Raw genomic sequence first — 25,125 nt, 5'->3', positions numbered from 1 at the left:
ATGGACTTGAGCGACCCCGCCGCCCACATTGGCGCCAACACAAAAACAGACGGGGAGACGATGCGGATGGTGAAGCGGTGGCTGGCGATGGCGGCGGTGTTGGGCGGGGTTATGGCACTGCCCATGCCGGTATCCATGGCTCAGGCGCCGAGCGCTGAACGGTGTGCGGCGATCGGGCCGGCATCGGAACGTCTCCAGTGTTACGATTCGATCTTTCGGTCCGGCCAGTTCACCGGGGAAAGCGCCGGCGGTCAGGCGCCCGAACAGGGGCTTTGGACGAGCGGGGTGGAGATAAGCCAGATCGAAGGGACCGAATTGCCATTTGCGACCGTCCAGTCCGAACAGCTCATTCCGGCGCTGTCGGGTGGACGCGCCCCGGCGCGGTTGACGATTTTGTGCGTGGATGGCGAAACGGCTATCCAGTTCGGATTTGCCGGATCGCCCATGGGCACGCCGACATCGAACAGCGGGCCGCTGACGCTGCAATATGATCGCCAGCCGCCGCGCAGCCAATCGGCGGACCTTTCGCCCGACCGGGTGGCTATCGGGTTTTTCGAGACCGATGAGGCGCGCCCGATCATCGACCAGCTCCTGCAGACCCAACGCCTGTTTGTGCGGGCCACGCCGCCCAGCCAGCGGTCGGTCACGGTGAGCTTCCAGATGGAGGGCATCGAAGCGGCGCTGGAACCGGTGCGCGAGGCGTGCGGGTGGTAGCAGTTCGGTAAGGCTGAACGCTGCGATCGCGTTTTTAGGCGTGACAGCTCAAATTTGAAGGCGTACGCCTTTTGCGTTTCCCGGCCCAGAGGAGAGTCGTCTGGCATCGAGCGCGGAACCATGCAGGTTCGCCCGCGTTTGGCGCAAAAGACCCTTCGGGGCGGGAATGTATCTTTCACATTACAAGGATTGTGTCATGGGAACGCGAAATAATCATCGTGGCTCCGCAAGGACGGCTGCGCGCATGGCGGCAGGGGGTCTTTTGGCCCTCGGGCTGATGATGACCAGCTCTCTGGTCTCCGCGCAGGTGACCCCTGTCGAAATCGAAAGCGGCGATTCTTCGCTCTTTGCCTCGCGCGTCCTCACCGCGGGCCTTTCCAACCCCTGGGCTATGCGCTGGGGGCCGGACAACCAGATCTGGGTGACCGAGCGCACCAGCGGCGAAGTGACCCGCGTCGACCCGGTGAGCGGTGCGCAGCAATTGCTGCTGACGCTGGACGATGTCTATACCGGCGCGCAGCACGAAGGCCTTCTGGGCATGGCGCTGCACCCCGAACTGCTTCAGGGCACCGGCAACGACTATGTCTATGTCGGCTACACCATCAACAACGGCACCGCCGAAGCGCCCGACCCTTCCGCGCAGATCGTACGGTTCACCTATGATGAGAGCCTGCAGCAGCTCGTCGAGCCGACAGTGGTGATCGAGGGCCTGCCGGCCTGGAACGATCACAATGCCGGTCGCGTGGTCTTTGGGCCCGACGACAAGCTCTATTATTCCATCGGCGAACAGGGCGCCAATTTCGGGCGCAACTATCAGCGGCCGAACCTGGCGCTGGAACTGCCGACGCAGGACGAAGTCGATAACCAGGATTGGCGCACCTATTCGGGCAAGATCCTGCGGCTCGAACTCGATGGTTCGATCCCCCAGGACAATCCCGAGATCGAGGGTGTCCAGAGCCACGTCTATTCCTACGGCCACCGCAATCCGCAGGGCCTGGCCTTTGGTCCGGACGGCACGCTGTATGAAGCCGAACACGGCCCGGCCAGCGATGACGAGCTGAACATCATCCAGCCCGGTGGCAATTACGGCTGGCCCGCAGTCGCCGGTTTCATCGACGATCAGGCCTATGTCTATGCCAATTGGAGCGAAGGCCCCGAAGGCGTCGATCGCAATGCAACGCCGATCCCGGATAGCGTTCCGCAATATCTCGAAAGCGAATTCGAAGGCGACATGATCGACCCCGTCGCGACCTATTTCACGGTCGAGGATGGATATGAGTTCGGGGCGATCTGCGGCTATATCTGCGATCCCACTATCGCGCCGTCCTCGATCCTCTATTACGAGGCTGGCGAAGGCGGTATCGCCGAATGGGACAATGCTGTGCTGATCCCGACCCTCAAGCACGGCGTTCTCTACGTCCAGCACCTGACCGAAGACGGACAGGAAGCCGACGGGCTGCCCGAAGCCTGGCTTTCGACCCAGAACCGCTATCGTGACGTGATCGTATCGCCCGACGGGCGTTCGGTGTTCATCGCCACGGACGCGTTCGGTTCGGCAGCGCAGAAGTTCGGCGAAGGTCTCAACACCTCGGTCCTGCACAATCCCGGTTCGATCCTCGTTTTCACCTATGGTGAAGAGGGCGGCGGGCTTGGCATCGTCGAGGGTAACGACCATCAGGCCGCTGCCGGCAGCGAAGCCGGTACGGCTGAATGGGAAGACCCCAACACAGGCAATGAAGCCCCCGCCGAGGACGAGGCCGGTGACGAAGCGGCTGCCGGTGCGATCACCGCGGAGTCCGACGTAACCGAAGTTGCCAATCTCGGCGCACCGAAATATGCCGCCAATTGCGCGGCATGCCACGGTCCTGCCGGGCAGGGTGGCGCTGGTGCGGTGCTTGCCGGCAACGCAAATCTCGAAGACGAGAATTTTGTCGCCAACACGCTGATCCACGGGTTCGGCTATATGCCGGCCTTCGGCAACCAGCTTTCGGACGAAGATATCGCCCAGATTGGCACGTTCATCCGCAATTCGTGGGGCAATGATTTCGGGGTTCTGACCACCGAGACCGTTGAAGCCGCGCGCTGATAGCGGACGGATTTCGAATTGGAAAAGGCCGGGATCGCTCCCGGCCTTTTTTGTTATCCCGCGACCAGCCGCCTGAGCTTGCCGACGGCGGTATCGGCGGATTCGCCATAGGCGATCGTGCCGAAGAATTCGCCGTCTGCATCGACGAGAAACACCGAGGCTGTGTGGTTCATCGTGTAGTCGTCGCCCTCAAGCGGCACGCGTTCGGCAAAAACGCTCCAGGCGTCCATGGCCTTTTCGATTTCCGCCGGCTCGCCCGTCAGCCCGGTAACCTTATCGCCGGCCCAGCCCACGTACTGGCCGAGAATTTCGGGCGTGTCGCGTTCCGGGTCAACGGTGACAAAGAACGCCTGCAGGTCTTCGGCATCGGGGCCGAGCTCGGTAAACCAGTGCTGCATGTCCGCAAGAGTGGTCGGGCAGACATCGGGGCAGTGGGTGAAGCCAAAAAAGACCAGCGACGGCCGGCCGGCAAACACCTCGTCGCCGACCGTTTCGCCCGCATCGCTGACGAGCTGATAGTCGCCCGCGCCGAAGCGGCCGGCCTCGGCGACCGCGACGCCCTGTTGCGGGGCGACGGAGGTTGAGTACCAGAGATATCCCGCCCCGAGCGCCGCGACGCCGACCAGCGTCCAGAGCACGATGCGAATGGTCTTGAGGGTGCCCATGGTCTTAGTGCCCCGCATGCGCGTCATGGTCATGGCTGCCCGAGGCGCCAAACGATTGAACGTCGAGTTCGATTTCGACCGAGCCGGCGGCTTCGAAGGTGAGCGTTAGGGGGACGGTCTCGCCTTCGACGAACGGCTCGGTGATGTTCATGAACATCAGGTGCAATCCGCCGGGGGCCAGCGTTACGGTTTCACCGGCCGGAATTTCGAGCCCTTCGGCCATGTGCCGCATCTGCATGACATCGTCGACGACGGCCATCTCGTGAATTTGCACGTCGGGTGAAAAGGGCGATGACGCGGAGATCAGGCGGTCGGCCGTGTCGCCCGAATTGGTGATGGTGACATAGCCACCACCGACCGGCGCGTTGGGCAGGGTGGCGCGGGCAAAGGCGCCGTTGAGGACGAGATCGCCCACGGTGACCTGCAAGGCCGGATCGAGGAGGGTGACGGCAGGCTCCCAGTCGAGCACGGCATCACCGCACATCTGGCTGACTGGGAAGACGATGTCGCCTGGGGCGAGATCGCTTGCAAAAGTGCCGTTAATGGCGAACCGCTCATGGGCGTCGTCGGGCACCGACCCGCCGGACCATGTGGCGGTATCTTCGGTCACCTCAAGCGTCCAGCCATCTTTTTCGACCGCTTCTGCGGCCTCGAAACCCTGGGGGAAGGTCACCCGGACCGTGTCGGTCGGCGCGCCCTCGCAGCCATGGGGAAGTTCGAGGACGCCGCTGAAGGCCTCGCCCGGGGCCGATTGCGTCTGTTCGAAAACCATGTGTGCGAAGGCAGGAGCTGAAAGGGTGAGAATGGATGTTGCGGCGAGCGCCGCGCGCGAAACAGTGCGGATCATGATCGATCTCCAGCATAAAAAGGTCTGATTCGGCCCGGTTGGCGGGCCAGGGTGCAAGGATCAGACGGCAGCGGGAGGCGCGCGCGGATTGCGGAGAGTATAGCCGGGCTGCGCGACGGCAACGCTGTCCGTCGGCGCATAATCGAGCGTAGCGAAGGCGAGATAGGCCGGTTCGGCGACGCACGGGGGCGGGGGAAGGTCTGCGAGGCTGACGCGGCAGGCGTGGCATGGCGCGTGACCGCCGGCGTTGCCTTCGACCGCACCGCAATAGGATAGGTCGGCCACCGAAAATGAAAATCCATCATCGCCGGGGGGCACCTGGACAGGCTGATGCGCGAACGACAGAAACACCAGCGCCAGCACGGCCAGCGCCTTGACGGCCTCTTTCGCGATGTCGCGTACGATCCCCATGGCTTGCCGTTCTACACCAATGGCCTGCAATTGAAATGCGTCAAATGATGCCCAGCAGATAAAGCCCGCAGCCGGCGGCCGCGCTGAGGCCGATGACGGTGGCCGTGCCGAGTTTGAACCGAAACAGCGCCAGAGCGGCCAGGACAAAGAGCGCAACGGCAACCCAGTTCATGCTGGCGAGCACCGGCAGGTCGACCGAAAGGCCGAAACCGCTATAGCCGACGACCTCGCCAAACAGCACATGCAGGCCGAACCAAACGGCGAGGTTGAGGATGACGCCGACCACTGCGGCGGTGATCGTTGCAAGGGCTGCCGACAGCGCGACATGGGTGCGCAGGCGCTCGATGAACGGCGCGCCAATGAAGATGAATAAAAAGCACGGGACGAAGGTGACCCATGTGGTCAAGAGCCCGCCGAGCGTGCCGGCCAGCAGCGGGTCCATGGTTCCGGCACCCCGGAAAGCGCCCATGAAGCCCACGAATTGGGTGACCATGATCAGCGGGCCGGGGGTCGTTTCGGCCATGCCCAGCCCATCGAGCATTTCGCCCGGTGCAAGCCAGCCGAAATTGCCGACGGCTTCCTGGGCCACATAGGCCAGCACCGCGTAAGCACCACCGAACGTCACGACCGCCATCTGGCTGAAAAATATGGCGATTTCGGCGAAAACGTTGTCCCAGCCCAGGACTGCGATCAAAAGCGCGCTCGGTACCAGCCACAAGAGGGCGCACACAGCACCGACGCGCACCGCCCAGCCGGCATTGACGCGGGCGTGGTCGGGGATCTCGGCGCCCAGGACGGTATCGGCATCTTCGACGATCGCGCCTGAGGCGGCCCCATGCCCGCCGCCGGCAACGAATGCTCCCGACCCCATGCGTGCCGCGATGTAGCCAAGGAGACCGGCGCCGAGCACGATGATGGGGAACGGTACGTCGAAAAAGAAGATCCCCACAAAGGACGCCGCCGCGACAGCGATCATCGGCCCGTTGCGCAAGGCCCGGCTGCCAATCCGCATCACCGCGTGAACCACGATGGCCAGAACCGCCGGTTTCAGACCGAAAAACAGCGCGGCCACGACCCCCACATTGCCATAGAGTGCGTAAATCCAGCTCAGGACCATGATGGCAACAAGGCCGGGCAGGACGAACAGCACCCCGGCGATCACCCCGCCCAGCGTGCGGTTCATCAACCAGCCGATATAGACGGCCAGCTGCTGCGCTTCGGGGCCGGGCAACAGCATGCAGAAATTGAGCGCGTGCAGGAACCGGCGTTCGCCCAGCCAGCGCTTTTCCTCGACGAGAATGCGGTGCATCAAGGCGATCTGACCGGCGGGCCCGCCAAAGCTCAAGAGCCCGATCCTGGCCCAGACGCGGAACGCCTCGCCGATGGTGGGAAACCTGTTGCCGGTGTCGACCGCACTGGGGCGCGATGTATCGATCTGTGTCACTTGGATGTCCCCGGTTTAGCGCCTGGCCAGTTGTGCGTTTCGCTAGTGGCATCGCGCGCCCAGCGGTAAAGGGCGTCATAGATCGCCATGCCTGCCTCGAGCTGTTCCAGGTCGTCGGAATGCACGCGCGAGAGCCCCAGTGAAATGGCGAGAAGTCCGGCGGCTTCGGGCTCAAGGTCCAGTCGCGCCGTATCGGCGCCGCGCACGATCCGGGCGACGCGGTCGAGTGCGGGGATCGAAAGCCCGGTTTCGGCCAGCATCACGTCAAAGCTGCACAACTGGTCTCTGTGGCTCCAGAACGTGCCCTCGATGTCGAACGGCGCGGCTCCAAATCGGCGCCCCACGGTTTCAACTTCGGATGGGGCCACGAACAGGAAAACGGCTCCGGGATCGAAAAACCTGCGGATCAGCCATGGGCATGCGATGCGATCGATCTTGGGCCGTGCGCGGGTGACCCACGCCGTGCGTCCTTCGGCGTCGCGGCCCGGCAATCTGGTCGGGTCGACCGTCGGCAGGCCGGCCTCGGTCCAGGCGGCGTGTCCACCTTCGAGATATTCGGCCCTTATGCCGGCCGTGCGCAGCCAGGCGGCAGCACCCTGGCTGATGGCATGGCCGGACCTGCAGATGGCGATGACGGCATGGCCGTGCGCACCCTCGGCGAACACGGGCAGGCTGGCCGCGTCGAGCCGCCGCGCGCCCGGGACCATGCGTCGGTCGAGCGTGAAATCGTCTTCCTCGCGCATATCAATCAGCACCGGGCAGCGTGGGGTGCCGATCAGCTTGGCGAGCTTGTCAGGAGAAATAGCATCGGGGGCAGGCATGGCGTTCCCTGGCTTTGAAAACCGAAATGGGTGTGGAACGCGAGCTTTGGCTGTCGCCTCGTGGGGAGTTCGCTTTTCCCCATATACCCATACTGACGCAACCGTTTGATGACTGTCAATCGATCTTGCGCGCATGGTGCTCATTTCTTCTTGCGGTACATGTGAAGAAACAAGGACTTGCGCCGAGTGCCATCTTTCCGTAACCCCGGAAAATGGTCTAGGCTCGTGTCGTATTTGGGAAGTTGGGGTTCGGATGATCCGCAAGCGTTATCTGGTGGCCGTCGGCCTTGTGGCCCTGGGCGCTATCGGCGCTGTGGCGTTTATCGCGCTGGCGCCCGAGCCCCATGAATTATCCGGCCCGGTCGAGACCGAGCTGGTGGTCGGCACGCCTGAGTTCGAGCGGTCGCTGTCCTCGCTTTACGGCTCCAATCTGCTTGCGGGCAACGAAGTCACCACCTTGCAGAACGGGGTCGAAATCTTTCCCGCCATGCTCGAGGCGATCAACGCTGCCGAGCGGTCGATCAATTTTGAGACCTATGTCTATTGGAGCGGCGATATCGGCCAGCAATTTGCCGATGCGCTGGCCGAGCGTGCGCGGGCCGGTGTCGAGGTGCATGTGCTGCTCGACTGGCAGGGCAGTGTGCCCATGGAGCCCGAGCTGATCGAGGCAATGACGGCGGCGGGCGCGCAGGTCGAGCGCTTCCGACCCATCACATGGCACACGCTCGACAAGCTCAACAACCGGACGCATCGCAAATTGTTGGTGGTCGATGGCCAGGTCGGCTTTACCGGCGGTGTGGGGATTGCCGACGAATGGGACGGCGACGCGCGCAACCCCGAGGAATTCCGCGAACTGCATTATCGGGTGGAGGGTCCGGTGGTTGCCGCAATGCAGGGGGCATTCGCGTTCAACTGGATCGAGGCGACCGGCGAAACGCTGCAGGGCGATGTGTATTTTCCCGAGATCGATGCGCCGGGCTCGATGACCACACAGCTTGTCTATTCGACCACAGGTTCGCGCAACGTGATGCATCTGATGCTGATGACCGCCCTGGCGGCCGCGCAGGACCATATTCGCATCGGGACGGCCTATTTCGTGCCGGACGAGATTGCCATAGAGCAAATTCTGGCCGCTCGGGCACGCGGGGTGGAGGTGGATATCCTGGTGCCCGGCGAGCACACCAACAAGGATTTCGTCCGCGCCGCATCCCGCCAGTTCTGGGGCGATCTGCTCGAGGCGGGGGTCAATTTCTATGAATACGACCCGACGATGTATCACGCCAAGATCACCATCATCGACGAAGCCTGGACCTCGATCGGCTCGGCCAATTTCGACGAGCGCTCGTTCCGGCTGAACGACGAAGCCAACCTCAACGTGTTCAACGAGGGGTTTACCCAGGAGCAGATCGCGATTTTCGAGGAGGATCTGGCGCGGTCCGAGCGCGTGACGCTCGAAGACTGGGAGAACCGGCCCATGCGGGAGAAAGTAACCGACTGGCTGGCGGCAACGCTGCGCGTGCAGCTTTAGGATGGAGCGAGGCGGTGGGCATCCGTTGACACTGGAGCGTGTTTGACCTCGGCGCACCTCATCCGACCGGAAGGGCCTATGAGGGGCGCTGAGGATACTTGGTACCGGAGGGGTGGCCGGGTGCTTCGACCAAAATGGCTCACCGCCTCCTGAACTCAAGCGCTGTTGAGGTGGAGGATGTTGCCGTCGGGGTCTTTGAACCAGGCCATGCGGAAATTGCCGGCGCGGTGGATGCCGTTGGCAAATTCGGTGCCGTCCATGTCATAGTGCTCGAAGGTGACGCCCTTGGCGCGCAGATCGGCGACGATGGCTTCGATGTCGTCGCCGCAATCCCAGACCACGGCGTTGGCCTTGTTGGTGCCGGCAAAGTCGGACGGATAAACGAGCAGCCAGGTCGTGCCGGTCTTATAGACCAGGACATCGCCCATGCCGTCTTCCTGCAGTTCGAGACCGAGTGTGTCGCTGTAAAATGCCCGTGCGCGCTCGACGTCGCTTGTCGCGACGATGGCCGAGGACGGCTTGTCTTTAAAGGCACTCATGGTGGTTCTCCCTTTCCATTACGGAACAAGGACGAACGAGGGGGCTCCGTTCCCGACATCGAGGCATAAAAAAAGCCGGGCGGCAGGCCCGGCCTTTGTGGTTGTGATGCTGCTCGAGCCCTCTAGCTCGCGATGCGCAATTGCGGGGCGCGCGAGAGGGTGAAGTGGCCGACGGCCTCTTCAAGACCCTTCGCTTCCGCATCGGTCCGGGCGATAGCGGCGTGGGTTTGCTCGACAAGCGCCGAATTGTGCTGGGTCATCTCGTCGATCTGGCGGATGGCGCCGGTGACCTCGGCCAAGGCATCAGCCTGGGCATTGCCGGCTTCGGCAATGGCGGCGATGAGGGTGCCGCTTTCGCGCAGGCTGGCCAGCAGCGTTTCGACGCGGCTGTTGGCATTGGCCACGATCTTGCTGCCATTGCCGACTTCGGTACGTGACGCTGCGATCAGCGCCTTGACCTCGCTCGACGCACCCGCTGCCGATTGGGCAAGGCGGCGCACTTCGATGGCAACGACGGCAAAGCCCTTGCCAGCGTCACCGGCCCGCGCGGCTTCCACCGACGCGTTGAGCGCCAAGAGATTGGTCTGGAAGGCGATGTCGTCGATGAGCTTGATGATCGAGGCGATCTTTTCCGAGGCGGCGGTGATGGCCTTCATCGCGTCCTCGGCATCCCGCATCGACACGCCCATCTCATCGGCGATTTGGCGCGCGTTTTCGGCGCGGGTCTGGACCTGATCGGCACGCTCGGCATTGGCCGCGACCGTCGCGGAAAGCTGTTCGACAACGCCGCTGGTTTCTTCGACCGCGGCAGCCTGCCGTGTGGTGCGCTCGGACAGATCGCTCGTGCCCTCGGTGATTTCGGCGGTGGCATGGCGGAGGCTCGAGGCCGATCGGGTGACCTGGGCGACGATGGCGGAGAACGCCGAGATTGTGGATTTGACCGCTTGGCGCACGGCATCGAGTTCTTGCGGCATAGCGGCGTCGAGGTCGTCGATGAGCCGGCCCTGCGCCATGGCGCCAAGCGTGGCGCCGAGCGTTGCGACCGCGGCTTTGCGGGCTGTGATGTCGGTGGCGAATTTCACGACCTTATAGGGCTTGCCGGACGGGTCGAGGATCGGGTTGTAGCTGGCCTGGATCCAGACCTCGCGCCCGCCTTTGCCCACGCGGCGGTATTCGGCGCTGGCGAATTCGCCGTTGCGCAGATTTTCCCAGAACGCAGCATAGGCGGGGCTTTTGGCCTCGATCGGGTCGACGAAGATCGAGTGGTGCTTGCCCTCGATTTCGGCGCGGGTATAGCCCATGGCATCGCAGAAATTGGCGTTTGCCGTGAGAATGGTGCCGGAGAGATCGAATTCGATCACGGCCTGCGATTTGGAAATGGCGTCGAGCTGGCCCTGAGCCTCGGCGTCGGCGCGCTTGCGGGCCGTGATGTCGGTGGCAAATTTGACGAAGCCGAGCGGCTTGCCAGCGGCATCGAAAATCGGGTTGTAGGACGCCTGGATCCAGACCGACTGCCCCGATTTTCCGACGCGCTCATACTCGGCGGCATCGAATGTGCCGCTCGAGAGACGCTGCCAGAAGTCTGCGTAGTCGGGCGATGCCGCGTGGTCGGGGGTTACGAAGATCGCGTGATGGCGACCGACGATCTCTTCGAGCGTATACCCCATTACGGTGAGGAAATTATCGTTGGCCCAGACGATGGTGCCGTCGAGTTGAAACTCGATCATCGCCTGCGATCTGGAGATGGCCGCGGCCAGATGGCCGTCGCTGGCCAACCGCCGAGCCGAAGGGCGCGCCGTCTTTCTGCGCATGAACATTCTTGCGTCCCTCAAAAATGAGAATTTCGGTTGTCCCCCGCCGAAACGCTAGAATGTCGCGCTTAATTTGGCGTGAAAAATTTGCACGGATCGGAAATTTCACGCAAACGTGAGGCACAATTTTCCGATATCCCGGGATGAGAGTTCGCGCGCTAGGGTTCGAGGTTCCAGTCCCGAGCAATGAGGGCCGCTTCGGCGTCGGCGCCGATATCCGGGCCAGCGCCGAGGCTGTCGAGGAACGCGTCGATGGTCGTGGTGCCCGGGTCTTCGGCCGGACGGTAGGTAGCCGAAGGGGCGAGCGTCGTGACGGGTACCTGCCAGCTCGCACCGTCCGTGCAGGCGACGCCACGCAGCGCGGCATCCGCATCGCCGGCCTCATAGGTGCGGCAGATCCCGCCCGCAACCTCATAGGTCCCGGTGGCGAGCGCTTCGATGTCATAGGAGGACGAGGCAACACGGACCGGCTCGCCCGCCGGTGTCGCGGCGAGGGCATTAAGGACCGATGCGCTGGTTGCAGCGGCGAGAAAGCTCGTCGGTTCGGGCGATAGGCTCGACTGGCCGAACAGATAGCCTCCGAGTCCGGCTGCGACGACAAGCGATGCAGCCAGCGGCATGGCAAAGCGCGAAAAAGGGTAGGCTGCCGGGCGCGCAGGTTTTGGTGCGCCGGTGATTGTCGCGATCAGGGCGTCGGGAACCGGTTCGGCCAGCACGGGCGCAAAGGCGTCGCGGACGGCCTGACGCGCGCCGGCGAAACGGGCGATCCGGGCAGCGATGGCAGGATCGGACACGGCAAGGGCCGCGATGGTTTCGCGTTCGTTGCGATCCAGTTCGCCATCGGCATAGGCCATCAACATCTCGTCGCTCACTTTCATCTCTGTCATCTCGCATGCTCCCCGCTGGCTGGTGCAGCTGTCGATTTGCCGTCCAGCGCGTCGGCAACGGCGGTTCGGGCCCGAGCCAGGCGGCTCATCACGGTCCCGATGGGAATATCGAGGATGTCGGCCACCTCGCGGTAGCGCAGACCCTCGACGCAGACCAGCATGAGAACACCGCTCTGGTCGGGCGGAAGATCCGCCATGGCCGCCGAAACGGCCCGCCATTCCATGCGCGCCTGTGTGGTGAGGCGTCCATCTTCGCCGGTCAGCGTTTCCGCCAGCCCTTCGGATTCGATATCGAGGGTGGGCCGGCGCCGGCGGGTGACGTCGATCCACTGGTTGTGCATGATCCTGAACAGCCAGCTTTCAAGCTTGGTGCCGGGGGTGAACCCGGACAGCCCGGCCAGAGCTTTCTCGCAGGTTTGCTGCACAAGATCGTCGGCATCCGCAGCATTGCGGGTCAGGCTCCGCGCAAAGGCGCGCAACCGGGGCAGCAGTGCAACCATCCGATGGCGTATCTCGTCACTCACGGTCTGGACCCGTCCCGAGGCTGTTACGTCACCATAACGCAGCGTTTCTGAAATTATTCTGCGCGGATCGGATTATTTTGGACTGACGCTGTTGCGTGGAGGGGAATAAACTTGGGGCCGACGGCGTTTTGTGCGCAGAGGTGCGAACGAGAGGACCATGGTGATGGACAATGACGGCGCGAGCCAACCGAAATCGATGCGCCGGCGCGCGCTGCTGGCCCGGCTGGGGCTGACGGCGGCAATGGTCTATGTGGCGCCGACGGTTCTGCAATTGAGCGCGGCACGCGCGTCCGATTCCGTAAGCGGCGCATCGCGTGCATCGCGCGCGACACGCCCATCGCGCGCCTCGGTGCCATCGCGTGCGACGCCGCAGCCGCAGGCGCAACCCTCGCGCCCGGCGCCGGCGCGGCCGGTCGAACTGGTGGTGGCGCTGGATGCCGATGAGGGATTTGCGCTGCTCGAAGACGATGGGTTCCTCTTGATCAGCCGCAGGCAATTGGGGCTGCTGGGTAAATGGGTGGGGCGGTTCCGGGCGCCTGCTGGGCTGAGCTACGATCAGGCCATGGCGCGGGCCATCGCGCTTTTGCCGGTCGGCGCCGTGCACCACAACGACCTTTATCGCACCAGCGAAATGCTGTGCGTCGACGATGAATGCGCGGCGTTTTCGCTGGTTGGGTGGCCGCAGCCCGAGCCCTGCACGGCGGCACCGGTGATTGGGATGATCGACACAGGGATCAATCCCGACCACGAGGCGCTGGCCGGGCAATCGCTCGAGATGCTGAGCGCGGATACCGACGGGCGGGCGGCGGCGGGGCTGGTGCACGGAACTGCGGTCGCGGCCCTGTTGATCGGGCGGGCCGATACGCGCACGCCGGGGCTTTTGCCCAATGCGCGGCTTGTGGCGGTCGATGCGTTTCATGCCGATACGGCGGGGGATGCGGCGGACGCTTATTCTCTGCTGCAGGCCCTGGACCAACTCGCCGATGCCGGGGTCGATATCATCAATATGAGTTTTGCCGGTCCGGGCAATGAGCTGCTCGAAGAGGCGACACTGCTTCTTCATGAGCGGGGCATCGCGCTGGTCGCTGCGGCGGGCAATGATGGGCCGAGGGCCGAGCCGCTTTATCCCCCCGCTTACGGCCATGTGGTGGCGGTGACGGCCATCGACAGTCAGGGCACGGTCTATCGGCAGGCGGTCACGGGCGAACATATCCGCTTTGCCGCACCGGGGGTGGGACTGTGGACGGCGGCGTCGGTCTCTGGCGGCCGATTGCGCTCGGGCACGAGCTACGCTGCACCGTTCGTGACCGCGGCACTGGCCGTGGCGCGGCTGGAAAATCCGGACCTGCCGATCGAGGAAACCGTGACGCTCCTTGCCGATCGCGCCGTCGATCTTGGCGATGCGGGGTGGGACGGGGTCTATGGCTGGGGGCTCGTGGACGCGAGTACGCTCTGCCTTTTGCCAGCGTAAGGGTGGTCGCGGCGGGCGCTGCGTGGGTCCTCGGGTCAAGCCCGAGGATGACGGTGGCGGGGGAGGCGGCCCGCGTATCCCTGAACGCAACCGGTCCCTAAATTGCTTCGGACTCACATGCGCACATTACCCCCAACCGTCATTCCCCGGTCTGGCTTGGCTTGGGGAGGCCGTGGTGTGGGCTATTCCCTCACCTTGCCCCACCGTCATCCCGGCCTTGAGCCGGGACCCAGTATGCTCGGCGCATGATGGTGTCTTCGGCGCCAACTTGGTTCCACGGAGCATACTGGATCCCGGGTCTTCGCCCGGGATGACAGTGGTGGGGATGATGCGTGTGAGATCAACTAATGGGCAACAAGTCGATCGACTGCCTTCTACGCCACCCGTCACCCTGGGCTTGACCCGAGGGGCCCTGTGGCGATCCGTAGATGGGAAGAAAAAATCAGGCGGCGGGAATAAAGCGCAGATCGCATCGTTATGCCTTCAGTGGCCACGACGACAGTCAACGACAGTGAAGAAGGATCTGAGACAATGAACGATCTGCCCGAACACGATAAGGATGCTCCCTCCCAGTCGCGGCGGAAGCTGCTGGCCAAGTTGGGCCTTGCTGCAGGCGTCGCCTATATGGCGCCGGTGATGCTATCGCTCAGCCAGGCGCATGCCTCGGGTGGCAGTGCCCCCAGCGCTGCGAGCCGTGCCAGTGCACCGAGCCGGGCGAGTGCCCCGAGCCGGGCCAGCGCACCGAGCCGCGCCAGTGCGCCGAGCCGGGTTACGTCGGGGACGCGCCGTGGAAGCGGTCCGAGCCGCCCCGGTGCCCGTCGGGCCGGCCCACCCCCGGGATGGACGATGGACCAGTGGCTGGCGTGGTTGCGCAGCCAGGGGGCATAATCGATGATCGAAGGCGCGGCCACCCGTCGCGCCTTCGCACTTTTGGGGACGAGACACATGGACATCGCAAAGCGCAAGGCGCCCGCAATCGACAAGATGCAGTTTGCCGGTACGACGCATCCGGTTGTGTGCGTTGATGCGGGGCGGGTGGCCGAGCACGTAAGGACGGTGCTGGCCGGATGGCCGCAGGTTTCCACCGAACCCGATGCGGCGCCGATTTCGGTCGTGGGAGACCAGGGCTATTATTCGGTGACCTCGCCCTTTCTCGATGAACCTTTGCACGGGCTGTCTTCGGTAGGGGCGGCGTGCGGCGCGATCGTGGATGCAGCGCAGTCGTTTCTTGCCGCGCATCCGGATCACCTTTGCCTGCACGCCATGAGTTTTGAAATTGCCGGTCGGCTGGTGATTGCCACCGGGACCGCGCGCATGGGGAAAAGCACGCTGGCCGCGCGGATGGCGGCCGAACCGGTGCTGGTTTATGCCGACGACATGCTGCCCATTACAGCGCCGGACAATTTCGGGCTGGCGCTTGGCGTGCCGCCGCGTCCGCGCCTGCCGCTGCCGGAGGGGTCGGGCGAAACGCTGGCGGGCCATGTGCGCGACCACGCAGCGGCCGATGACGGGCGGTATTGCTACCTCGACACGTCCAATATCGCGCCGCATGGGCGCACGGCGCCGATTGGCGTCGTGCTGCTACTGGACCGGCGCGCCGATGGGCCGGCAGGATTTGCCCCCGCCGATCGGGCCGAGGCGCTGCGGCATCTGCTGCTGCGCAACATGGTGCGCACCGGCCCGGCCAGCGCGCTGACCGGGCGCCTGGAAGGGCTGCTCGAAAGCGTGCCGTGCATAAGGCTGTTTTACAGCAGCCTCGATGATGCGGCGGCATTGCTGATGGACAAATTTGCAGCCTGGCCGGTCGATGCGGCAGGGCTGGTGGAGGGGCAGCCCGAGCCCGGTACGCCGCTGGAGATTGCGCCCCGGTCGGGGCGTGCCCGCGGTCGGGCCATTGCGCCCGAGGCGACTTTTATGCGCGCACCCGGCATCGTGGCCAAGCGGGTGGGTGACGAGGTGTTCCTGTTCGATAGGGACGATACGACGGTGCTCAACCTCAACGCGCTCGCGGGGGCTGTGTGGGCACTGCTCGAGGAGCCGATCTCGGCGCGCGAAGCGGGGGCGCTGCTGGCGGACGCCTTTGCGGACACGCCGCGGATCGTCGTGATGACGGACGCCGAGGCGTTGTTTGCCGACCTTGAGCGCAATGGGCTGATCGTTTCAGCCTAGCCGCTCCTTGCGCAGTTCGGCCACTTCGGCGCGAAGGGCCTTGACCTCGGCGAGGACGAGGCCGGTTTCCGAGTGGATGGCGGCGCGATCGGCTTCCGCGTTTGAATCATGCTCTTCCTGCATGGCCGAAACGATGACACCGATAAACAGGTTGAGCACCGTGAAGGCCGTGCAGGCGATGAAGGGAATAAAGAACATCCAGGCTTCCGGATGGACGTCCATGACGGGCCGGACGATGCCCATGGACCAGCTTTCCAGTGTCATCACCTGGAACAGCGTATAGAGCGAGGCGCCGATCGAGCCGAACCATTCGGGGAATGTCGGGCCGTAGAGCTTGGTCGACATGACCGCAAAGACGTAAAACACCAGCAGCAGCAGGACGAAAATCGAGCCGAGGCCGGGCAGGGCGGAGATCAGCCCGCCGATGACCTTGCGCAGCGAGGGCACGACCGAAATCAGCCGCAGCACGCGCAGGATGCGCAGCGCGCGCAGCACGGTGAACGGGCCGGAAGAGGGAATGAGCGCGATGGCGACGATGGCGAAATCGAAGATCGACCACGGATCGCGGAAAAATTTCAGCCCGTTCGCATAAAGGCGCAGCGCGATCTCGACGACGAAGATCGCAAGGATGACGCTGTCGAGGGCGATGAGCGCCGGGCCGATGGCCGCCATGATTTCGGGCGAGGTTTCCAGCCCGAGCGTGATCGCGTTGATGACGATCACCGCGATGATGAACTGCTCCCAACGGCGGGAGGAAAGGAACAGAGCGAGCTGGCCGCGCATGAAGGGAACTCCGGGGCGTGTTGCGCGCGAAGGGAAAGCGGATTTGTGAGCGCGGGTCAAGCGCGCGTGGGGAGGGACGGGGAGAATGCGGGGGTTTGCTGGTGGTCAGCTGAATGCGCTAGTCTGTGCGAAGAAGCCATGGGGCGGTGTCTGGCTGGGGCCAGTGGGAGGGAACTTTGCCAATTGTAAGGGTCGAAATCGCCAAGGGCGTTGCGTCCCCTAAGCAAAAGCGGTCCGTCATCCGTCGCATGACAGACGTTTTGGTCGAAGAGCTTGGACGCAACCCCGAGTACATATTCGTCATCATCGATGAGGTGGACACGGACAATTGGGGACGAAAAGGCGTTTCGCTTACCGATTTATGGCAGCAGCCGGAAAGTCCGGAATAAGCGGCGAGGGCGGCTGCTTTGGGGTGGTTTGCGGACCGGCAGGTTTTGGAAAGTTGCAGCGAGAGATCCCGCCATTAAATAATCAATCAATTAAAGCTTGAAGGTGACTACCAGCGCTCATTCGCCCACTGTTCAAGACCTGACCCATAAGCGATGCCGAACCCATCGATGTCAGGGAAGAGCGACAGGTGATTGACGTCAAAATTCGCTGAGAGCATCGCCAGATATACCTGCTTTTCTTGTGCTGGAATCCTGATGGCAAGCAGGTAATCTAATTTTTCGATTGCGAGACTTCCGTGCGGGAGGCCGACTTTTGTAGTGCTATAGATGAACTGGGAATGTTGAGCAGCGATCCGAGGCGAAACGACAGGCGGCTCCCACGTCTGCGGGTGATTGTATTTTTCGATAGACTTCACTCGCTCATCGTACGTCTCGTCCAGTAGCTTACCTTCGCCGCCACCCAAATAGTCAGTGTGGATGCCGAAAAGCATTCCTGCCCGGTCAAAGTTGCCGAGACAGGCGAAGTAGAGGGCAATCAACCCACTGCGGCTGGTGTCAATCAAACGAGTAGCGGCCCCATGGTGTTGAAGCCGCGCGAGCAATTCGAAATCGCTTAGGTTTCTCCCATCTAATATGCCGTAGCCTTTGTGCCTTGCCTTCTCGAGCAGCCGTTTCTCATAGTGGGCAACATGCCATTCCATGCGTTCGTCATTTTTGGACAGGAGCATCTTTCTGTATGCTGCGCTGTCGATGAGCCATTGCTCATCCGACTGCCCTCTCCACATCCGCACTGTCGTGCCAGTTCCATCGCTGCCAAAGGCGATAAGGTCGAGTAGTTCGCTGGGAGACTCAGGCTCGATGACTTTCCCGAATCGGCTGTCATTGAATTTCTTCATTTCCGGTGGATACGGCTTGCGACCCCGCGATGCAGTCATTCGGACACATGCGTAATCAGCGGAATCAAACCCCCGCTTTCGGTGCTTATTTACGGGCACGAAATATCTGCAGATGCATCGTCACCGACCAGTCGTCCGTCACCAAGCGATTTGTCACATGGAACGACGGGAAGAGCCTGAACGCTGTTGGCGAGATTAGAGTCGACGCGCATATCTATTTGCTCGGCTCTACGGTTTAAAAACCGTAGTTGGCCCGACATATGTGAGGCAGGCGGGGTCGAATACCACCACGTGTGTAAGGTCTGGCCTTGATCGCGAGGAATACAGCATGGCAAGCGCGCCAATTGCGCGCGCACGGTCAGAAACGGCCCAAGTTGGAGCAACCTCACCACACGCGCGTGCGTCTTGCCAGACTATTGATGCTTCTGGATTTTCTCTTTGGTCGGAAATGAAAGGGGCCTCTAACCACATTGGCACTAATACACGCGAAACGCCATCGTTGAGGTATCGCTTGATGGCTACGGCGGTCCCCTCGACGCTTAGCGAAGCGTACGCCGCCGTCTGTCCAGAATGATGAAACCGACCTTCGATAGCCGTCGCTGGCATTGCGGGCGTGGCTGCTGCGGTAGCAGGAATCAGTCGCCAGACTGGACCAGAAAACCCAACTAGCTTACCCAACAACTTTCCTTATGCAGATCAGCATTGATGGGAAAGATCATGCGCGAGCGGATACAATTGATCAAGCGACAAGGCTGGTTGTAAGTGGCTGCTATTCGGCAGTATTGGCTGGACTCGGACGTCGGAAATGGGTTCGAAAGCGCTTCTATCGGTCTCGCGGCGGCGCGGTAGGATCGTGATGCTCGAGGTAGGCGCTGATGACTGAAACGGCACGAAAGGCAGCGGGATGCGGGCAGTGATTTTCGCTTTGGCGATGGCGGCGGGGCCGGCTTTGGCGCAGGGGGCGGGGTGGAGCTTTTCGGCGTTGCAGGGGGAGGGGGACAGGGCGGCGGTCGGATGTGATCGGGAGGCGGTAGCGGAGGATTTTGCCTGCCTTGTGGTGCGGTGCGAGGATGATTTTTCGACGGGGGTACATGTGTGGACGAGCCGCGCCGGCGGAGATGTCGGGCGGTGGGAGATGACGGCGGATCGGGAGAATTTTACCGGCGAGGCGGTAGCTGCCGATGATGCGCCGTATGGAGCGCGGTTCGTTGAGAGCGATGCGGAATGGCTCGAGGAGCGCCTGCGCTTTGGCGCATTCGTCTATTTGCGGCATGTCGATGACGTCGACGCCGAGTTTCGGTTTATCGACCTGACGGGGTCGTTGACGACGATCAATACCGCGTTGGCGTACTGCGCGCCGCGCGTGCCGGAGGCGACTACTCCGCCGCTACAGTCTCGCCCCTGAGGGGTTCGCCGCGGTCAACCGGTTCGCCGTTGGCGAGGTAGGTCTGGAACTGGGCGGGCAGGCCTTCGCCTTCGAAAAGCACCGGAGTGGTCTGAAGGTGGATGTGGAGGTGGGGTTCGGATGTGTTGCCCGAATTGCCGCAGAGACCGATTACGTCTCCCTGCGCGATCTCCTGGCCCTGCTGGACCGTGACCGAGCCTTGCTGGAGATGGCCGAGGAAGGCGAATTCGTTTTCGGCTAGGGCCAGAATAACGTGGTTGCCGGCCGGGTTTGCGGGATCGGTTTCGCCGATCGGCAGGTCGGGGAGATCGTTGACGGTGGCGACGACCTGACCATCGGCGGGCGCCAGGATTTCGCGGCCCCAGCAGTGATAGCTTTCAAGGTCGGAGGCGTCGCCCGAATAGGATTGGCCATCCTGGTTGACGACGAAATCGAGGGCGAAACGCTGCGAGGGCTCGGCGGCGTGATAATTGTCGGCGATCTCTCGGCCACCCCAGAAGACGTACCATTCGCCGTCAAAGGGGAGGCGGAGATCGGCCTGGGTTTCGTAGTCGAGATAAGCACTCTCGGCAGCTTGTGGCTGAGGCTGGACGACAAAGCCCGCGATCATGCCCTCACTATCGAACGCCCAGTCGATGACGATGGGCGTATCGAGGCCCGACCACTGGCCGATGCGGGTATAGATGTCGAGGCCGCTGGCGTCGGTGGTCGTTTCATCGAGGATTGCGGTTTCCTCGCCAAGATCGGTTTCGACCTGGCTCTGGAAGGTTTCGAAGGCCTCGAGCGAACCGAGACCCGCCTGCATGTCTGGCGTCATATCGGACCAGATGGCATCGAGATCTCCGGCCAAGAAGGCTTCCGTGCGCTCGCGGCCCATATCCAGGATCGACTGATCCTGAGCCAAGGCGGGCAGGGCGACAGAGGCGGCCAGGAGACTGATGAGTGTGCGGTGCATGCGCGGGACCTTTTCGGCAGGATCGTGACAGTGGAGCCGCTATCAGGCGCGCTCAACCTCGGATTTCGATTTCAGTACGCGATCGCCATCTTCGGTTTCGATGAGGAAGGCGGGGTTGTCCGGCGTGGCTTTGCGCTTGATCGTGGCACCCTTGATGGTGCGCTCCACCTCATCGGTGAAGCGCTCTAAAATTTTGCCGGTGGCGGTGCCGTTCGACCAGTGCCACCGGACTTTGCTGCCTTTGCGCAGTGGCATCAGCGACCGACGATGTCGCCCGATGCGCCGTCGATTTCAAACTCGATCTCTGCACCGTCGGCGCTCAGGCCCTCGATGTCCCAGCGGCCATCGTCAAAAGAGACTTCGCGCAAGGTGGCGATGCCCTCGCCATAGGCGATTTCGATCGCTTCTTCGATGCTGATATCGGTTTCGCTCGGCCAGTCATTGTCCTGGGCGAGGGCCGGTGCGAGGGGAGCTGTGGAGAGGAGAAGGGCAAGAGCAAGTTGGCGCATGGATTTTTTCCCATTGTGTTGCGCCTGCTTAACGCTGTCGATGGCGTCCGGTTTCATTACCCAGCGACAAACTTATCCCCGCGTCACGCCGGGCGGGTATGTTTGTGGCATGGTGAGATTGGTGCGGCCCGATGGGGTTTACCTCCTGCCACTGACGGTTGCCCGTCTCACCACCCTTCTCCAACCACACGAGGATTGATCCATGACCGAGACCGGGGAACCGGACTGGGCGATGGTTCGCGCCGACTATGAAGCGGGCGAAATTTCCGTGCGCGCGATCGCCGAAAAGCACAGCGTGACACTCGACCGGATCAACCATCGCAAGATCAAGGAAATCTGGCGCCCACGGCGGCTCTGGACGAGCCGGGGACAGCGGCGGGTGATCATCAACAAACTCATGCATCTGCTGGAACGGCAGATCGCCCTGCTTGAAGCCAAGCTGGACACCAACGAGGCATTCGATATGGCCGATACCAAACTGATCGAAACGATCACCAAGACATACGAAAAGCTCACCGAACTGCAGGATGTGCACAACAAGGCCGAAACGAGGAAGACAGCGCGGCTCGACCCGGAACTTGAAGCGGTGCGCGAGAAACTGATCCGGCGGGTGAAAGCGCTTGAAACAGAGTGAGAAATACACCGAGGAGGATAAGGCGCGTCATGTCGCGGCGCTTGAAAAGGCCGACAATGACGCGATGACCAGGCTGGCCTTCAACTGGGAGCTCATCGGCCGACCCGATCAGCAGGCGCCCGAGGGTGACTGGACGACATGGATTTTGACCGGCGGACGCGGATCGGGCAAGACGCGAGCCGGCGCGGAATGGGTGCGGGAGCTGGCGACGGGCCAATTCCCGGTTAGCCCCATTGCGCTGGTGGGCGAAACGATGACCGAGGCCCGGGCCATCATGGTCGAGGGGCTTTCGGGGGTGCTCAAGGTGCATCCGCCGGGTCAGCAGCCCAAATTCGAGGCGGGGCGTGGGGTGGTGGTCTGGCCCAATGGCGCCAAGGCAATATTGATGCCGGCCAACGATCCCGAGCGGTTTCGCGGCCCGCAATTTGCGGCCGCATGGTGTGACGAGCTGGCGAAATGGCCCAAGGCGCAAGGGGCGTGGGACATGCTGCAGTTCGGCCTGCGCGTCGGCGCGCGGCCGCGGCAATTGGTGACGACGACGCCGAGATCGACAAAGCTTTTCAAGCGCTTGATCAATGAGCCGGGGACGGTGGTGCAGCGTATGCCCACGATCATCAATGAAGAGAATCTATCGCCCAATTTCATCGCCTATATCCTCTCGCAATATCGCAACACGGTGCTGGCGCGGCAGGAAATCGAGGGTGAACTCGTCGAGGACGTGCCGGGGGCGCTGTGGAACCGGGCGCAGATCGATGCGGGGCGGCTGGACGAAGTGCCCGGGCTGGGCCGCGTCGTGGTGGCGGTCGATCCGCCGGTGACGGGGAAATCGACCTCCGATGCGTGCGGCATCGTGGTGGCGGGGCGCTGGGGCGACAAGGCGGTGGTGCTGGCCGACCGGACCGTGCAGGGGACCTCACCAATGGGCTGGGCGCGCGTTGCCGTGACGGCGTTTCACGAATTCCAAGCCGACGTTATCGTTGCCGAAGTAAACCAGGGCGGCGATCTGGTAGAGCAGGTGCTCGGCCAGGTCGACGCGAGCGTGCCGGTGCGCGCCGTCCGGGCCAATCGCGGCAAATGGGTGCGGGCGGAACCGGTGGCAGCGCTCTATGCCCAGGGGCGTGTGCATCATGCGGGGATGTTCGAGGCGCTGGAAGACGAACTCTGCGCGTTTGGGCCCGATGGGTTGGCCGAGGGGCACTCGCCGGACCGGTTGGACGCCTTGGTGTGGGCGGTCACGGAGCTGTTGCTGCGGGACGGGCCGGTGCCGCGGGTGCGGATTTGACGAAGCTCCACACTTGTCTTGACTTCCACAGAGGTGTTGAACAGCCTAATTCGCACGTAAAACCCCGCTCCGGCGGGGTTTTTCTTTGCCATATGCGCGAACTTATCCCCGCGTCACGCTGGTGGGGTATGGTTTGGATATGATGGGGATGCTGCGGCGTTCCTGATGAACTTACCCAAATAGGAAGATTGCAATGCCAAACTGGCTCGACCGCCTGTGGGGTGGTTCGGTGCGTGTGCCTGAGACAAAGGCCGTGGCGCAGACGATGTTTACGCTTTCGCCTCTGGGCTTGAGCGGGGGCGCGAAAAAAGGGTTTGCGGCGCTGGCCAATGAGGGGTTTGCGAAAAACCCCGTGGTCTATCGCTGCGTGAGGATGGTGGCCGAGAGTGCGGCGCGGGTGCCGCTGGAGGTGCGGGACGGGGATAAGGTTTTGACCGATCATCCCTTACTGACGCTGCTGCGGCGGCCAAACCGACGCGAGGACGGCAAGGCGCTGATCGAAGGCCTGGTGTCCTATCTACTGATCGCGGGCAACGCGTATCTCGATGCGGCGATCGTCGAGGGGGAGGTCAAGGGGCTATATGGATTGCGCCCTGATCGCATGGCAGTGATCGCGGGCAAGGACGGATGGCCGGTGGGCTACGCCTATACGGCTGGCGGGAAAACCCAGCGGCTGATGCTCGATAGCGAGCCGGTGGCGCGGGTGCTGCATCTGAAGCTCTTCGATCCGATCGATGATCATTATGGGCAGGCGCCTCTGGCAGCGGCGCAGGGGAGCCTTGAGACGCACAACGCGGCGACGGCCTGGAACCGGGCGCTGCTGGAAAACGCTGCGCGGCCATCCGGGGCGCTGGTCTATAGCGCGGCTTCGGGGAATTTGACCGAGGATCAGTATCAGCGGCTGAAATCTGAACTCGAAGACGGATTTGCGGGCGCGGCCAATGCCGGGCGGCCGATGGTGCTGGAAGGCGGGCTCGACTGGCGCTCGATGGCGCTATCGCCGCGCGACATGGATTTTCTCGACGCCAAGAACGCTGCGGCGCGCGAGATCGCGCTGGCGTTCGGGGTGCCGCCGATGCTGCTGGGGATCCAGGGCGACAATACATATTCAAACTATGCCGAAGCCAACCGGGCGCTGTGGCGACAGACGGTGATCCCGCTGGTGCACGCCATTGTCGGTGCCTTGGGTCATTGGCTGTCACCGGCGTTTGGCGGAGTGGAACTGGTTCCCGATTTCGATGGGATCGAGGCGCTGGCGGCGGATCGTGCCAAGGACTGGGAGCGGGTGGGGAATGCGAGTTTTCTCACCGATGACGAAAAGCGCGAGTTGCTGGGGTTCGGGGGGCGGTGAGGATGGCCGGCGCTGGATCGCGGTGGCGGGGTGAGACGATGACCCCTCGCTAACTCAGCAAACCCCTCTCACGCCAGCTCTCCCCCCAAGGGAGGGGGCGTCTGGCTGCGGCTTTTCGAGGAGTGTGGGTCGTGGTCTGCGGTAGCCGATGCTTTGGGGCCGGGAAGGAACGGAAATGGACGAGATCATAGCCACGGTGCTGGCGAAGGGCGATCTGGCGCATGTGGCGTTGTTTTTGTGGGCGGGCGGGGCGAGCGCGGTGGCGCTGATGCTGCTCAAGGAGCTGTCGGCGGCGAACCGGCGGTTCAACACTTTTGTGACCGAAATCGCCCATCTCAATCGATTGTTCAGGGACAAGGACTGATGCGCAGGGGAAAGCGGACGACAATCAAGGAGGGGCAGGCGACCGATGTGTTTCGGCAGTTTGCCTGGAATTTGGCGGGCACGCTGGCCAAGCGTCCGGGTAAGTCCATGGAGCGCAAGCCGGAGGTGTCGCGATGACGCTGGCGATCGACGCCGAGGGGCGATTTGCCGGTTACGCATCGGTGTTCGGGCGTGTCGATGGTGGGGGCGACATCGTGATGCCGGGCGCATTTCGCGACACGCTGGCCAAACGGGGCACCGACAGGGTGCGGCTGTTGTTTCAGCATGACCCCAAGGAGCCCATCGGGCTTTGGGACGAGATCGTCGAGGACGGGTTCGGGCTCAAGGTGTCGGGCCGGCTGATCGATGGGGTGCCAAGGGCGCAGAGCCTGCGGGCGCTGATCGCGCATCGGGCCATCGATGGGCTTTCGATCGGGTTTCGGGCTGTGCGCGCGACCCGGGAAGGGCGGACGGGCACACGGCGGCTCTGGGCCGTGGATCTGTGGGAAATCTCGATCGTGACGTTCCCGATGATGGAGGCGGCGCGGATTGCGTCAGTGCCGGACGGGGACAGCCGGCTGGCGGCGCGACTGGGCGCAGCGACGCGGATGATGCGCCGTTAGCGGACTGGGACTTGCCAC

29 protein-coding genes are annotated in these 25,125 nt (G+C 63.0%); 13 read left to right on the top strand and 16 right to left on the bottom strand.

Annotated elements, in window-relative coordinates; translation table 11 throughout:
* Positions 1-66 precede the first annotated feature (66 nt).
* Both BLR31_RS05315 and BLR31_RS05310 read left to right on the top strand, forming a co-directional pair.
* Positions 67-714: a type VI secretion system-associated protein TagO gene (locus BLR31_RS05315; protein WP_176762524.1), complete on the top strand. Its 648-nt coding sequence runs from the start codon at positions 67-69 to the stop codon at positions 712-714.
* Positions 715-910: 196 nt separating this feature from the next.
* Positions 911-2,800, top strand: a complete 1,890-nt coding sequence (locus BLR31_RS05310) for a glucose/sorbosone family PQQ-dependent dehydrogenase (protein ID WP_244504950.1) — start codon at positions 911-913, stop codon at positions 2,798-2,800.
* Between the two features lie 53 nt (positions 2,801-2,853).
* Here the strand turns inward: BLR31_RS05310 and BLR31_RS05305 are convergent, their stop codons facing one another.
* Genes BLR31_RS05305 through BLR31_RS05285 form a run of 5 tightly spaced genes read right to left on the bottom strand, consistent with a single transcriptional unit; the run spans position 2,854 to position 6,988 of the window.
* The gene (locus BLR31_RS05305) at positions 2,854-3,498 is read right to left on the bottom strand and encodes an SCO family protein (protein ID WP_244504949.1); all 645 of its coding nucleotides are present in this window, start codon (positions 3,496-3,498) and stop codon (positions 2,854-2,856) included.
* A complete protein-coding gene (locus BLR31_RS05300) occupies positions 3,470-4,312 on the bottom strand; it encodes a copper chaperone PCu(A)C domain-containing protein (RefSeq protein ID WP_090593036.1) in 843 nt (280 codons plus the stop codon). The genes BLR31_RS05305 and BLR31_RS05300 overlap by 29 nt, the downstream gene beginning before the upstream one ends.
* Before the next feature lie 60 nt (positions 4,313-4,372).
* Positions 4,373-4,723 carry a hypothetical protein gene (locus tag BLR31_RS05295; RefSeq protein ID WP_090593034.1) on the bottom strand — a complete coding sequence of 117 codons (351 nt, stop codon included), beginning with the start codon at positions 4,721-4,723 and terminating at the stop codon, positions 4,373-4,375.
* A gap of 40 nt (positions 4,724-4,763) precedes the next feature.
* Positions 4,764-6,167, bottom strand: a complete 1,404-nt coding sequence (chrA, locus tag BLR31_RS05290) for a chromate efflux transporter (protein ID WP_425287211.1) — start codon at positions 6,165-6,167, stop codon at positions 4,764-4,766.
* Positions 6,164-6,988 (bottom strand): chromate resistance protein ChrB domain-containing protein, encoded by an 825-nt coding sequence (locus tag BLR31_RS05285; protein WP_090593028.1) that lies wholly within the window; start codon positions 6,986-6,988, stop codon positions 6,164-6,166. The genes chrA and BLR31_RS05285 overlap by 4 nt, the downstream gene beginning before the upstream one ends.
* 253 nt (positions 6,989-7,241) lie before the next feature.
* Here BLR31_RS05285 and BLR31_RS05280 point away from each other — a divergent pair, with 253 nt between their 5' ends.
* Positions 7,242-8,516 carry a phospholipase D-like domain-containing protein gene (locus tag BLR31_RS05280; protein WP_210183885.1) on the top strand — a complete coding sequence of 425 codons (1,275 nt, stop codon included), beginning with the start codon at positions 7,242-7,244 and terminating at the stop codon, positions 8,514-8,516.
* 155 nt (positions 8,517-8,671) lie between these two features.
* Here BLR31_RS05280 and BLR31_RS05275 read toward each other — a convergent pair whose 3' ends face one another.
* The 4 genes from BLR31_RS05275 to BLR31_RS05260 all read right to left on the bottom strand — a co-directional run bounded on the left by BLR31_RS05275 (position 8,672) and on the right by BLR31_RS05260 (position 12,277).
* Positions 8,672-9,055, bottom strand: a complete 384-nt coding sequence (locus tag BLR31_RS05275) for a VOC family protein (RefSeq protein ID WP_090593026.1) — start codon at positions 9,053-9,055, stop codon at positions 8,672-8,674.
* 122 nt (positions 9,056-9,177) lie between these two features.
* Positions 9,178-10,872 (bottom strand): methyl-accepting chemotaxis protein, encoded by a 1,695-nt coding sequence (locus tag BLR31_RS05270; RefSeq protein WP_090593023.1) that lies wholly within the window; start codon positions 10,870-10,872, stop codon positions 9,178-9,180.
* A 152-nt stretch (positions 10,873-11,024) separates the two neighbouring features.
* Positions 11,025-11,753 carry an anti-sigma factor family protein gene (locus BLR31_RS05265; RefSeq protein WP_090593020.1) on the bottom strand — a complete coding sequence of 243 codons (729 nt, stop codon included), beginning with the start codon at positions 11,751-11,753 and terminating at the stop codon, positions 11,025-11,027.
* Positions 11,750-12,277, bottom strand: coding sequence for an RNA polymerase sigma factor (locus BLR31_RS05260; RefSeq protein ID WP_244504948.1), 528 nt, complete (start codon positions 12,275-12,277; stop codon positions 11,750-11,752). Before BLR31_RS05260 ends, BLR31_RS05265 begins: the two co-directional genes overlap by 4 nt.
* 163 nt (positions 12,278-12,440) lie before the next feature.
* Between BLR31_RS05260 and BLR31_RS05255 the strand changes: the two genes are divergently transcribed.
* A complete protein-coding gene (locus BLR31_RS05255; protein WP_176762523.1) occupies positions 12,441-13,748 on the top strand; it encodes a S8 family serine peptidase in 1,308 nt (435 codons plus the stop codon).
* A gap of 620 nt (positions 13,749-14,368) precedes the next feature.
* Here BLR31_RS05255 and BLR31_RS21600 read toward each other — a convergent pair.
* Positions 14,369-14,659, bottom strand: a complete 291-nt coding sequence (locus BLR31_RS21600) for a hypothetical protein (RefSeq protein WP_176762522.1) — start codon at positions 14,657-14,659, stop codon at positions 14,369-14,371.
* 34 nt (positions 14,660-14,693) lie between these two features.
* On the opposite strand from BLR31_RS21600, the gene BLR31_RS05245 reads away from it, so the two are divergent.
* Entirely contained in the window at positions 14,694-15,917 is a 1,224-nt protein-coding gene (locus BLR31_RS05245; RefSeq protein WP_176762521.1) for a PqqD family protein, read from the top strand.
* Here BLR31_RS05245 and BLR31_RS05240 read toward each other — a convergent pair.
* Positions 15,909-16,700, bottom strand: a complete 792-nt coding sequence (locus BLR31_RS05240) for an ion transporter (RefSeq protein ID WP_090593005.1) — start codon at positions 16,698-16,700, stop codon at positions 15,909-15,911. The genes BLR31_RS05245 and BLR31_RS05240 overlap by 9 nt on opposite strands.
* A 176-nt stretch (positions 16,701-16,876) precedes the next feature.
* Between BLR31_RS05240 and BLR31_RS05235 the strand changes: the two genes are divergently transcribed.
* Positions 16,877-17,089, top strand: coding sequence for a tautomerase family protein (locus tag BLR31_RS05235; RefSeq protein ID WP_090593676.1), 213 nt, complete (start codon positions 16,877-16,879; stop codon positions 17,087-17,089).
* 107 nt (positions 17,090-17,196) lie between these two features.
* On the opposite strand, the gene BLR31_RS05230 is transcribed toward BLR31_RS05235, so the two are convergent.
* Together BLR31_RS05230 and BLR31_RS22295 are read right to left on the bottom strand one after the other, a co-directional pair.
* Positions 17,197-17,985 carry an FRG domain-containing protein gene (locus BLR31_RS05230; protein WP_176762520.1) on the bottom strand — a complete coding sequence of 263 codons (789 nt, stop codon included), beginning with the start codon at positions 17,983-17,985 and terminating at the stop codon, positions 17,197-17,199.
* A 228-nt stretch (positions 17,986-18,213) separates the two neighbouring features.
* A complete protein-coding gene (locus BLR31_RS22295) occupies positions 18,214-18,663 on the bottom strand; it encodes an RES family NAD+ phosphorylase (protein ID WP_143009316.1) in 450 nt (149 codons plus the stop codon).
* 235 nt (positions 18,664-18,898) lie between these two features.
* Between BLR31_RS22295 and BLR31_RS05215 the strand changes: the two genes are divergently transcribed.
* Positions 18,899-19,390: a hypothetical protein gene (locus BLR31_RS05215; RefSeq protein ID WP_143009315.1), complete on the top strand. Its 492-nt coding sequence runs from the start codon at positions 18,899-18,901 to the stop codon at positions 19,388-19,390.
* On the opposite strand, the gene BLR31_RS05210 is transcribed toward BLR31_RS05215, so the two are convergent.
* Genes BLR31_RS05210 through BLR31_RS05200 form a run of 3 tightly spaced genes read right to left on the bottom strand, consistent with a single transcriptional unit; the run spans position 19,362 to position 20,854 of the window.
* Positions 19,362-20,345 (bottom strand): M23 family metallopeptidase, encoded by a 984-nt coding sequence (locus BLR31_RS05210; protein WP_090592990.1) that lies wholly within the window; start codon positions 20,343-20,345, stop codon positions 19,362-19,364. The two genes, BLR31_RS05215 and BLR31_RS05210, sit on opposite strands and share 29 nt — an antisense overlap.
* A 42-nt stretch (positions 20,346-20,387) precedes the next feature.
* The gene (locus tag BLR31_RS05205) at positions 20,388-20,600 is read right to left on the bottom strand and encodes a hypervirulence associated TUDOR domain-containing protein (RefSeq protein WP_090592989.1); all 213 of its coding nucleotides are present in this window, start codon (positions 20,598-20,600) and stop codon (positions 20,388-20,390) included.
* A complete protein-coding gene (locus BLR31_RS05200; RefSeq protein ID WP_176762519.1) occupies positions 20,600-20,854 on the bottom strand; it encodes a PepSY domain-containing protein in 255 nt (84 codons plus the stop codon). Before BLR31_RS05200 ends, BLR31_RS05205 begins: the two co-directional genes overlap by 1 nt.
* A 202-nt stretch (positions 20,855-21,056) precedes the next feature.
* Here BLR31_RS05200 and BLR31_RS05195 point away from each other — a divergent pair, with 202 nt between their 5' ends.
* The 6 genes from BLR31_RS05195 to BLR31_RS05175 all read left to right on the top strand — a co-directional run bounded on the left by BLR31_RS05195 (position 21,057) and on the right by BLR31_RS05175 (position 25,107).
* Positions 21,057-21,488 carry a hypothetical protein gene (locus BLR31_RS05195; RefSeq protein WP_090592984.1) on the top strand — a complete coding sequence of 144 codons (432 nt, stop codon included), beginning with the start codon at positions 21,057-21,059 and terminating at the stop codon, positions 21,486-21,488.
* Positions 21,475-22,770 (top strand): DNA-packaging protein, encoded by a 1,296-nt coding sequence (locus BLR31_RS05190; protein WP_244504947.1) that lies wholly within the window; start codon positions 21,475-21,477, stop codon positions 22,768-22,770. The genes BLR31_RS05195 and BLR31_RS05190 overlap by 14 nt, the downstream gene beginning before the upstream one ends.
* 193 nt (positions 22,771-22,963) lie before the next feature.
* Positions 22,964-24,121: a phage portal protein gene (locus BLR31_RS05185; RefSeq protein WP_090592982.1), complete on the top strand. Its 1,158-nt coding sequence runs from the start codon at positions 22,964-22,966 to the stop codon at positions 24,119-24,121.
* A gap of 175 nt (positions 24,122-24,296) precedes the next feature.
* Complete coding sequence (locus BLR31_RS05180) at positions 24,297-24,485, top strand: hypothetical protein (RefSeq protein ID WP_090593669.1); 189 nt, start codon at positions 24,297-24,299, stop codon at positions 24,483-24,485.
* A complete protein-coding gene (locus tag BLR31_RS21595; RefSeq protein WP_176762518.1) occupies positions 24,485-24,622 on the top strand; it encodes a hypothetical protein in 138 nt (45 codons plus the stop codon). The genes BLR31_RS05180 and BLR31_RS21595 overlap by 1 nt, the downstream gene beginning before the upstream one ends.
* Positions 24,619-25,107: an HK97 family phage prohead protease gene (locus tag BLR31_RS05175; RefSeq protein WP_090592979.1), complete on the top strand. Its 489-nt coding sequence runs from the start codon at positions 24,619-24,621 to the stop codon at positions 25,105-25,107. Before BLR31_RS21595 ends, BLR31_RS05175 begins: the two co-directional genes overlap by 4 nt.
* The last annotated feature ends 18 nt before the right edge of the window (positions 25,108-25,125 follow it).

Source organism: Pelagibacterium luteolum (assembly GCF_900100665.1).
In the GTDB taxonomy this organism is placed as follows: domain Bacteria; phylum Pseudomonadota; class Alphaproteobacteria; order Rhizobiales; family Devosiaceae; genus Pelagibacterium; species Pelagibacterium luteolum.
Note: the sequence above shows the minus strand (reverse complement) of the source record. Positions and strands in the feature narration are given on the sequence as shown.

What these genes read in the sequence shown, in the direction of transcription:
- BLR31_RS05315 (WP_176762524.1), top strand. Translation starts at nt 67, where the DNA reads ATGGTGAAGCGGTGGCTGGCGATGGCGGCGGTGTTGGGCGGGGTTATG.
- BLR31_RS05310 (WP_244504950.1), top strand. Translation starts at nt 911, where the DNA reads ATGGGAACGCGAAATAATCATCGTGGCTCCGCAAGGACGGCTGCGCGC.
- BLR31_RS05305 (WP_244504949.1), bottom strand. Translation starts at nt 3,498, where the DNA reads ATGACCATGACGCGCATGCGGGGCACTAAGACCATGGGCACCCTCAAG.
- BLR31_RS05300 (WP_090593036.1), bottom strand. Translation starts at nt 4,312, where the DNA reads ATGATCCGCACTGTTTCGCGCGCGGCGCTCGCCGCAACATCCATTCTC.
- BLR31_RS05295 (WP_090593034.1), bottom strand. Translation starts at nt 4,723, where the DNA reads ATGGGGATCGTACGCGACATCGCGAAAGAGGCCGTCAAGGCGCTGGCC.
- BLR31_RS05285 (WP_090593028.1), bottom strand. Translation starts at nt 6,988, where the DNA reads ATGCCTGCCCCCGATGCTATTTCTCCTGACAAGCTCGCCAAGCTGATC.
- BLR31_RS05280 (WP_210183885.1), top strand. Translation starts at nt 7,242, where the DNA reads ATGATCCGCAAGCGTTATCTGGTGGCCGTCGGCCTTGTGGCCCTGGGC.
- BLR31_RS05275 (WP_090593026.1), bottom strand. Translation starts at nt 9,055, where the DNA reads ATGAGTGCCTTTAAAGACAAGCCGTCCTCGGCCATCGTCGCGACAAGC.
- BLR31_RS05270 (WP_090593023.1), bottom strand. Translation starts at nt 10,872, where the DNA reads ATGTTCATGCGCAGAAAGACGGCGCGCCCTTCGGCTCGGCGGTTGGCC.
- BLR31_RS05265 (WP_090593020.1), bottom strand. Translation starts at nt 11,753, where the DNA reads ATGACAGAGATGAAAGTGAGCGACGAGATGTTGATGGCCTATGCCGAT.
- BLR31_RS05255 (WP_176762523.1), top strand. Translation starts at nt 12,441, where the DNA reads ATGGACAATGACGGCGCGAGCCAACCGAAATCGATGCGCCGGCGCGCG.
- BLR31_RS05245 (WP_176762521.1), top strand. Translation starts at nt 14,694, where the DNA reads ATGGACATCGCAAAGCGCAAGGCGCCCGCAATCGACAAGATGCAGTTT.
- BLR31_RS05240 (WP_090593005.1), bottom strand. Translation starts at nt 16,700, where the DNA reads ATGCGCGGCCAGCTCGCTCTGTTCCTTTCCTCCCGCCGTTGGGAGCAG.
- BLR31_RS05230 (WP_176762520.1), bottom strand. Translation starts at nt 17,985, where the DNA reads ATGAAGAAATTCAATGACAGCCGATTCGGGAAAGTCATCGAGCCTGAG.
- BLR31_RS05210 (WP_090592990.1), bottom strand. Translation starts at nt 20,345, where the DNA reads ATGCACCGCACACTCATCAGTCTCCTGGCCGCCTCTGTCGCCCTGCCC.
- BLR31_RS05205 (WP_090592989.1), bottom strand. Translation starts at nt 20,600, where the DNA reads ATGCCACTGCGCAAAGGCAGCAAAGTCCGGTGGCACTGGTCGAACGGC.
- BLR31_RS05200 (WP_176762519.1), bottom strand. Translation starts at nt 20,854, where the DNA reads ATGCGCCAACTTGCTCTTGCCCTTCTCCTCTCCACAGCTCCCCTCGCA.
- BLR31_RS05195 (WP_090592984.1), top strand. Translation starts at nt 21,057, where the DNA reads ATGACCGAGACCGGGGAACCGGACTGGGCGATGGTTCGCGCCGACTAT.
- BLR31_RS05185 (WP_090592982.1), top strand. Translation starts at nt 22,964, where the DNA reads ATGCCAAACTGGCTCGACCGCCTGTGGGGTGGTTCGGTGCGTGTGCCT.
- BLR31_RS05180 (WP_090593669.1), top strand. Translation starts at nt 24,297, where the DNA reads ATGGACGAGATCATAGCCACGGTGCTGGCGAAGGGCGATCTGGCGCAT.
- BLR31_RS21595 (WP_176762518.1), top strand. Translation starts at nt 24,485, where the DNA reads ATGCGCAGGGGAAAGCGGACGACAATCAAGGAGGGGCAGGCGACCGAT.
- BLR31_RS05175 (WP_090592979.1), top strand. Translation starts at nt 24,619, where the DNA reads ATGACGCTGGCGATCGACGCCGAGGGGCGATTTGCCGGTTACGCATCG.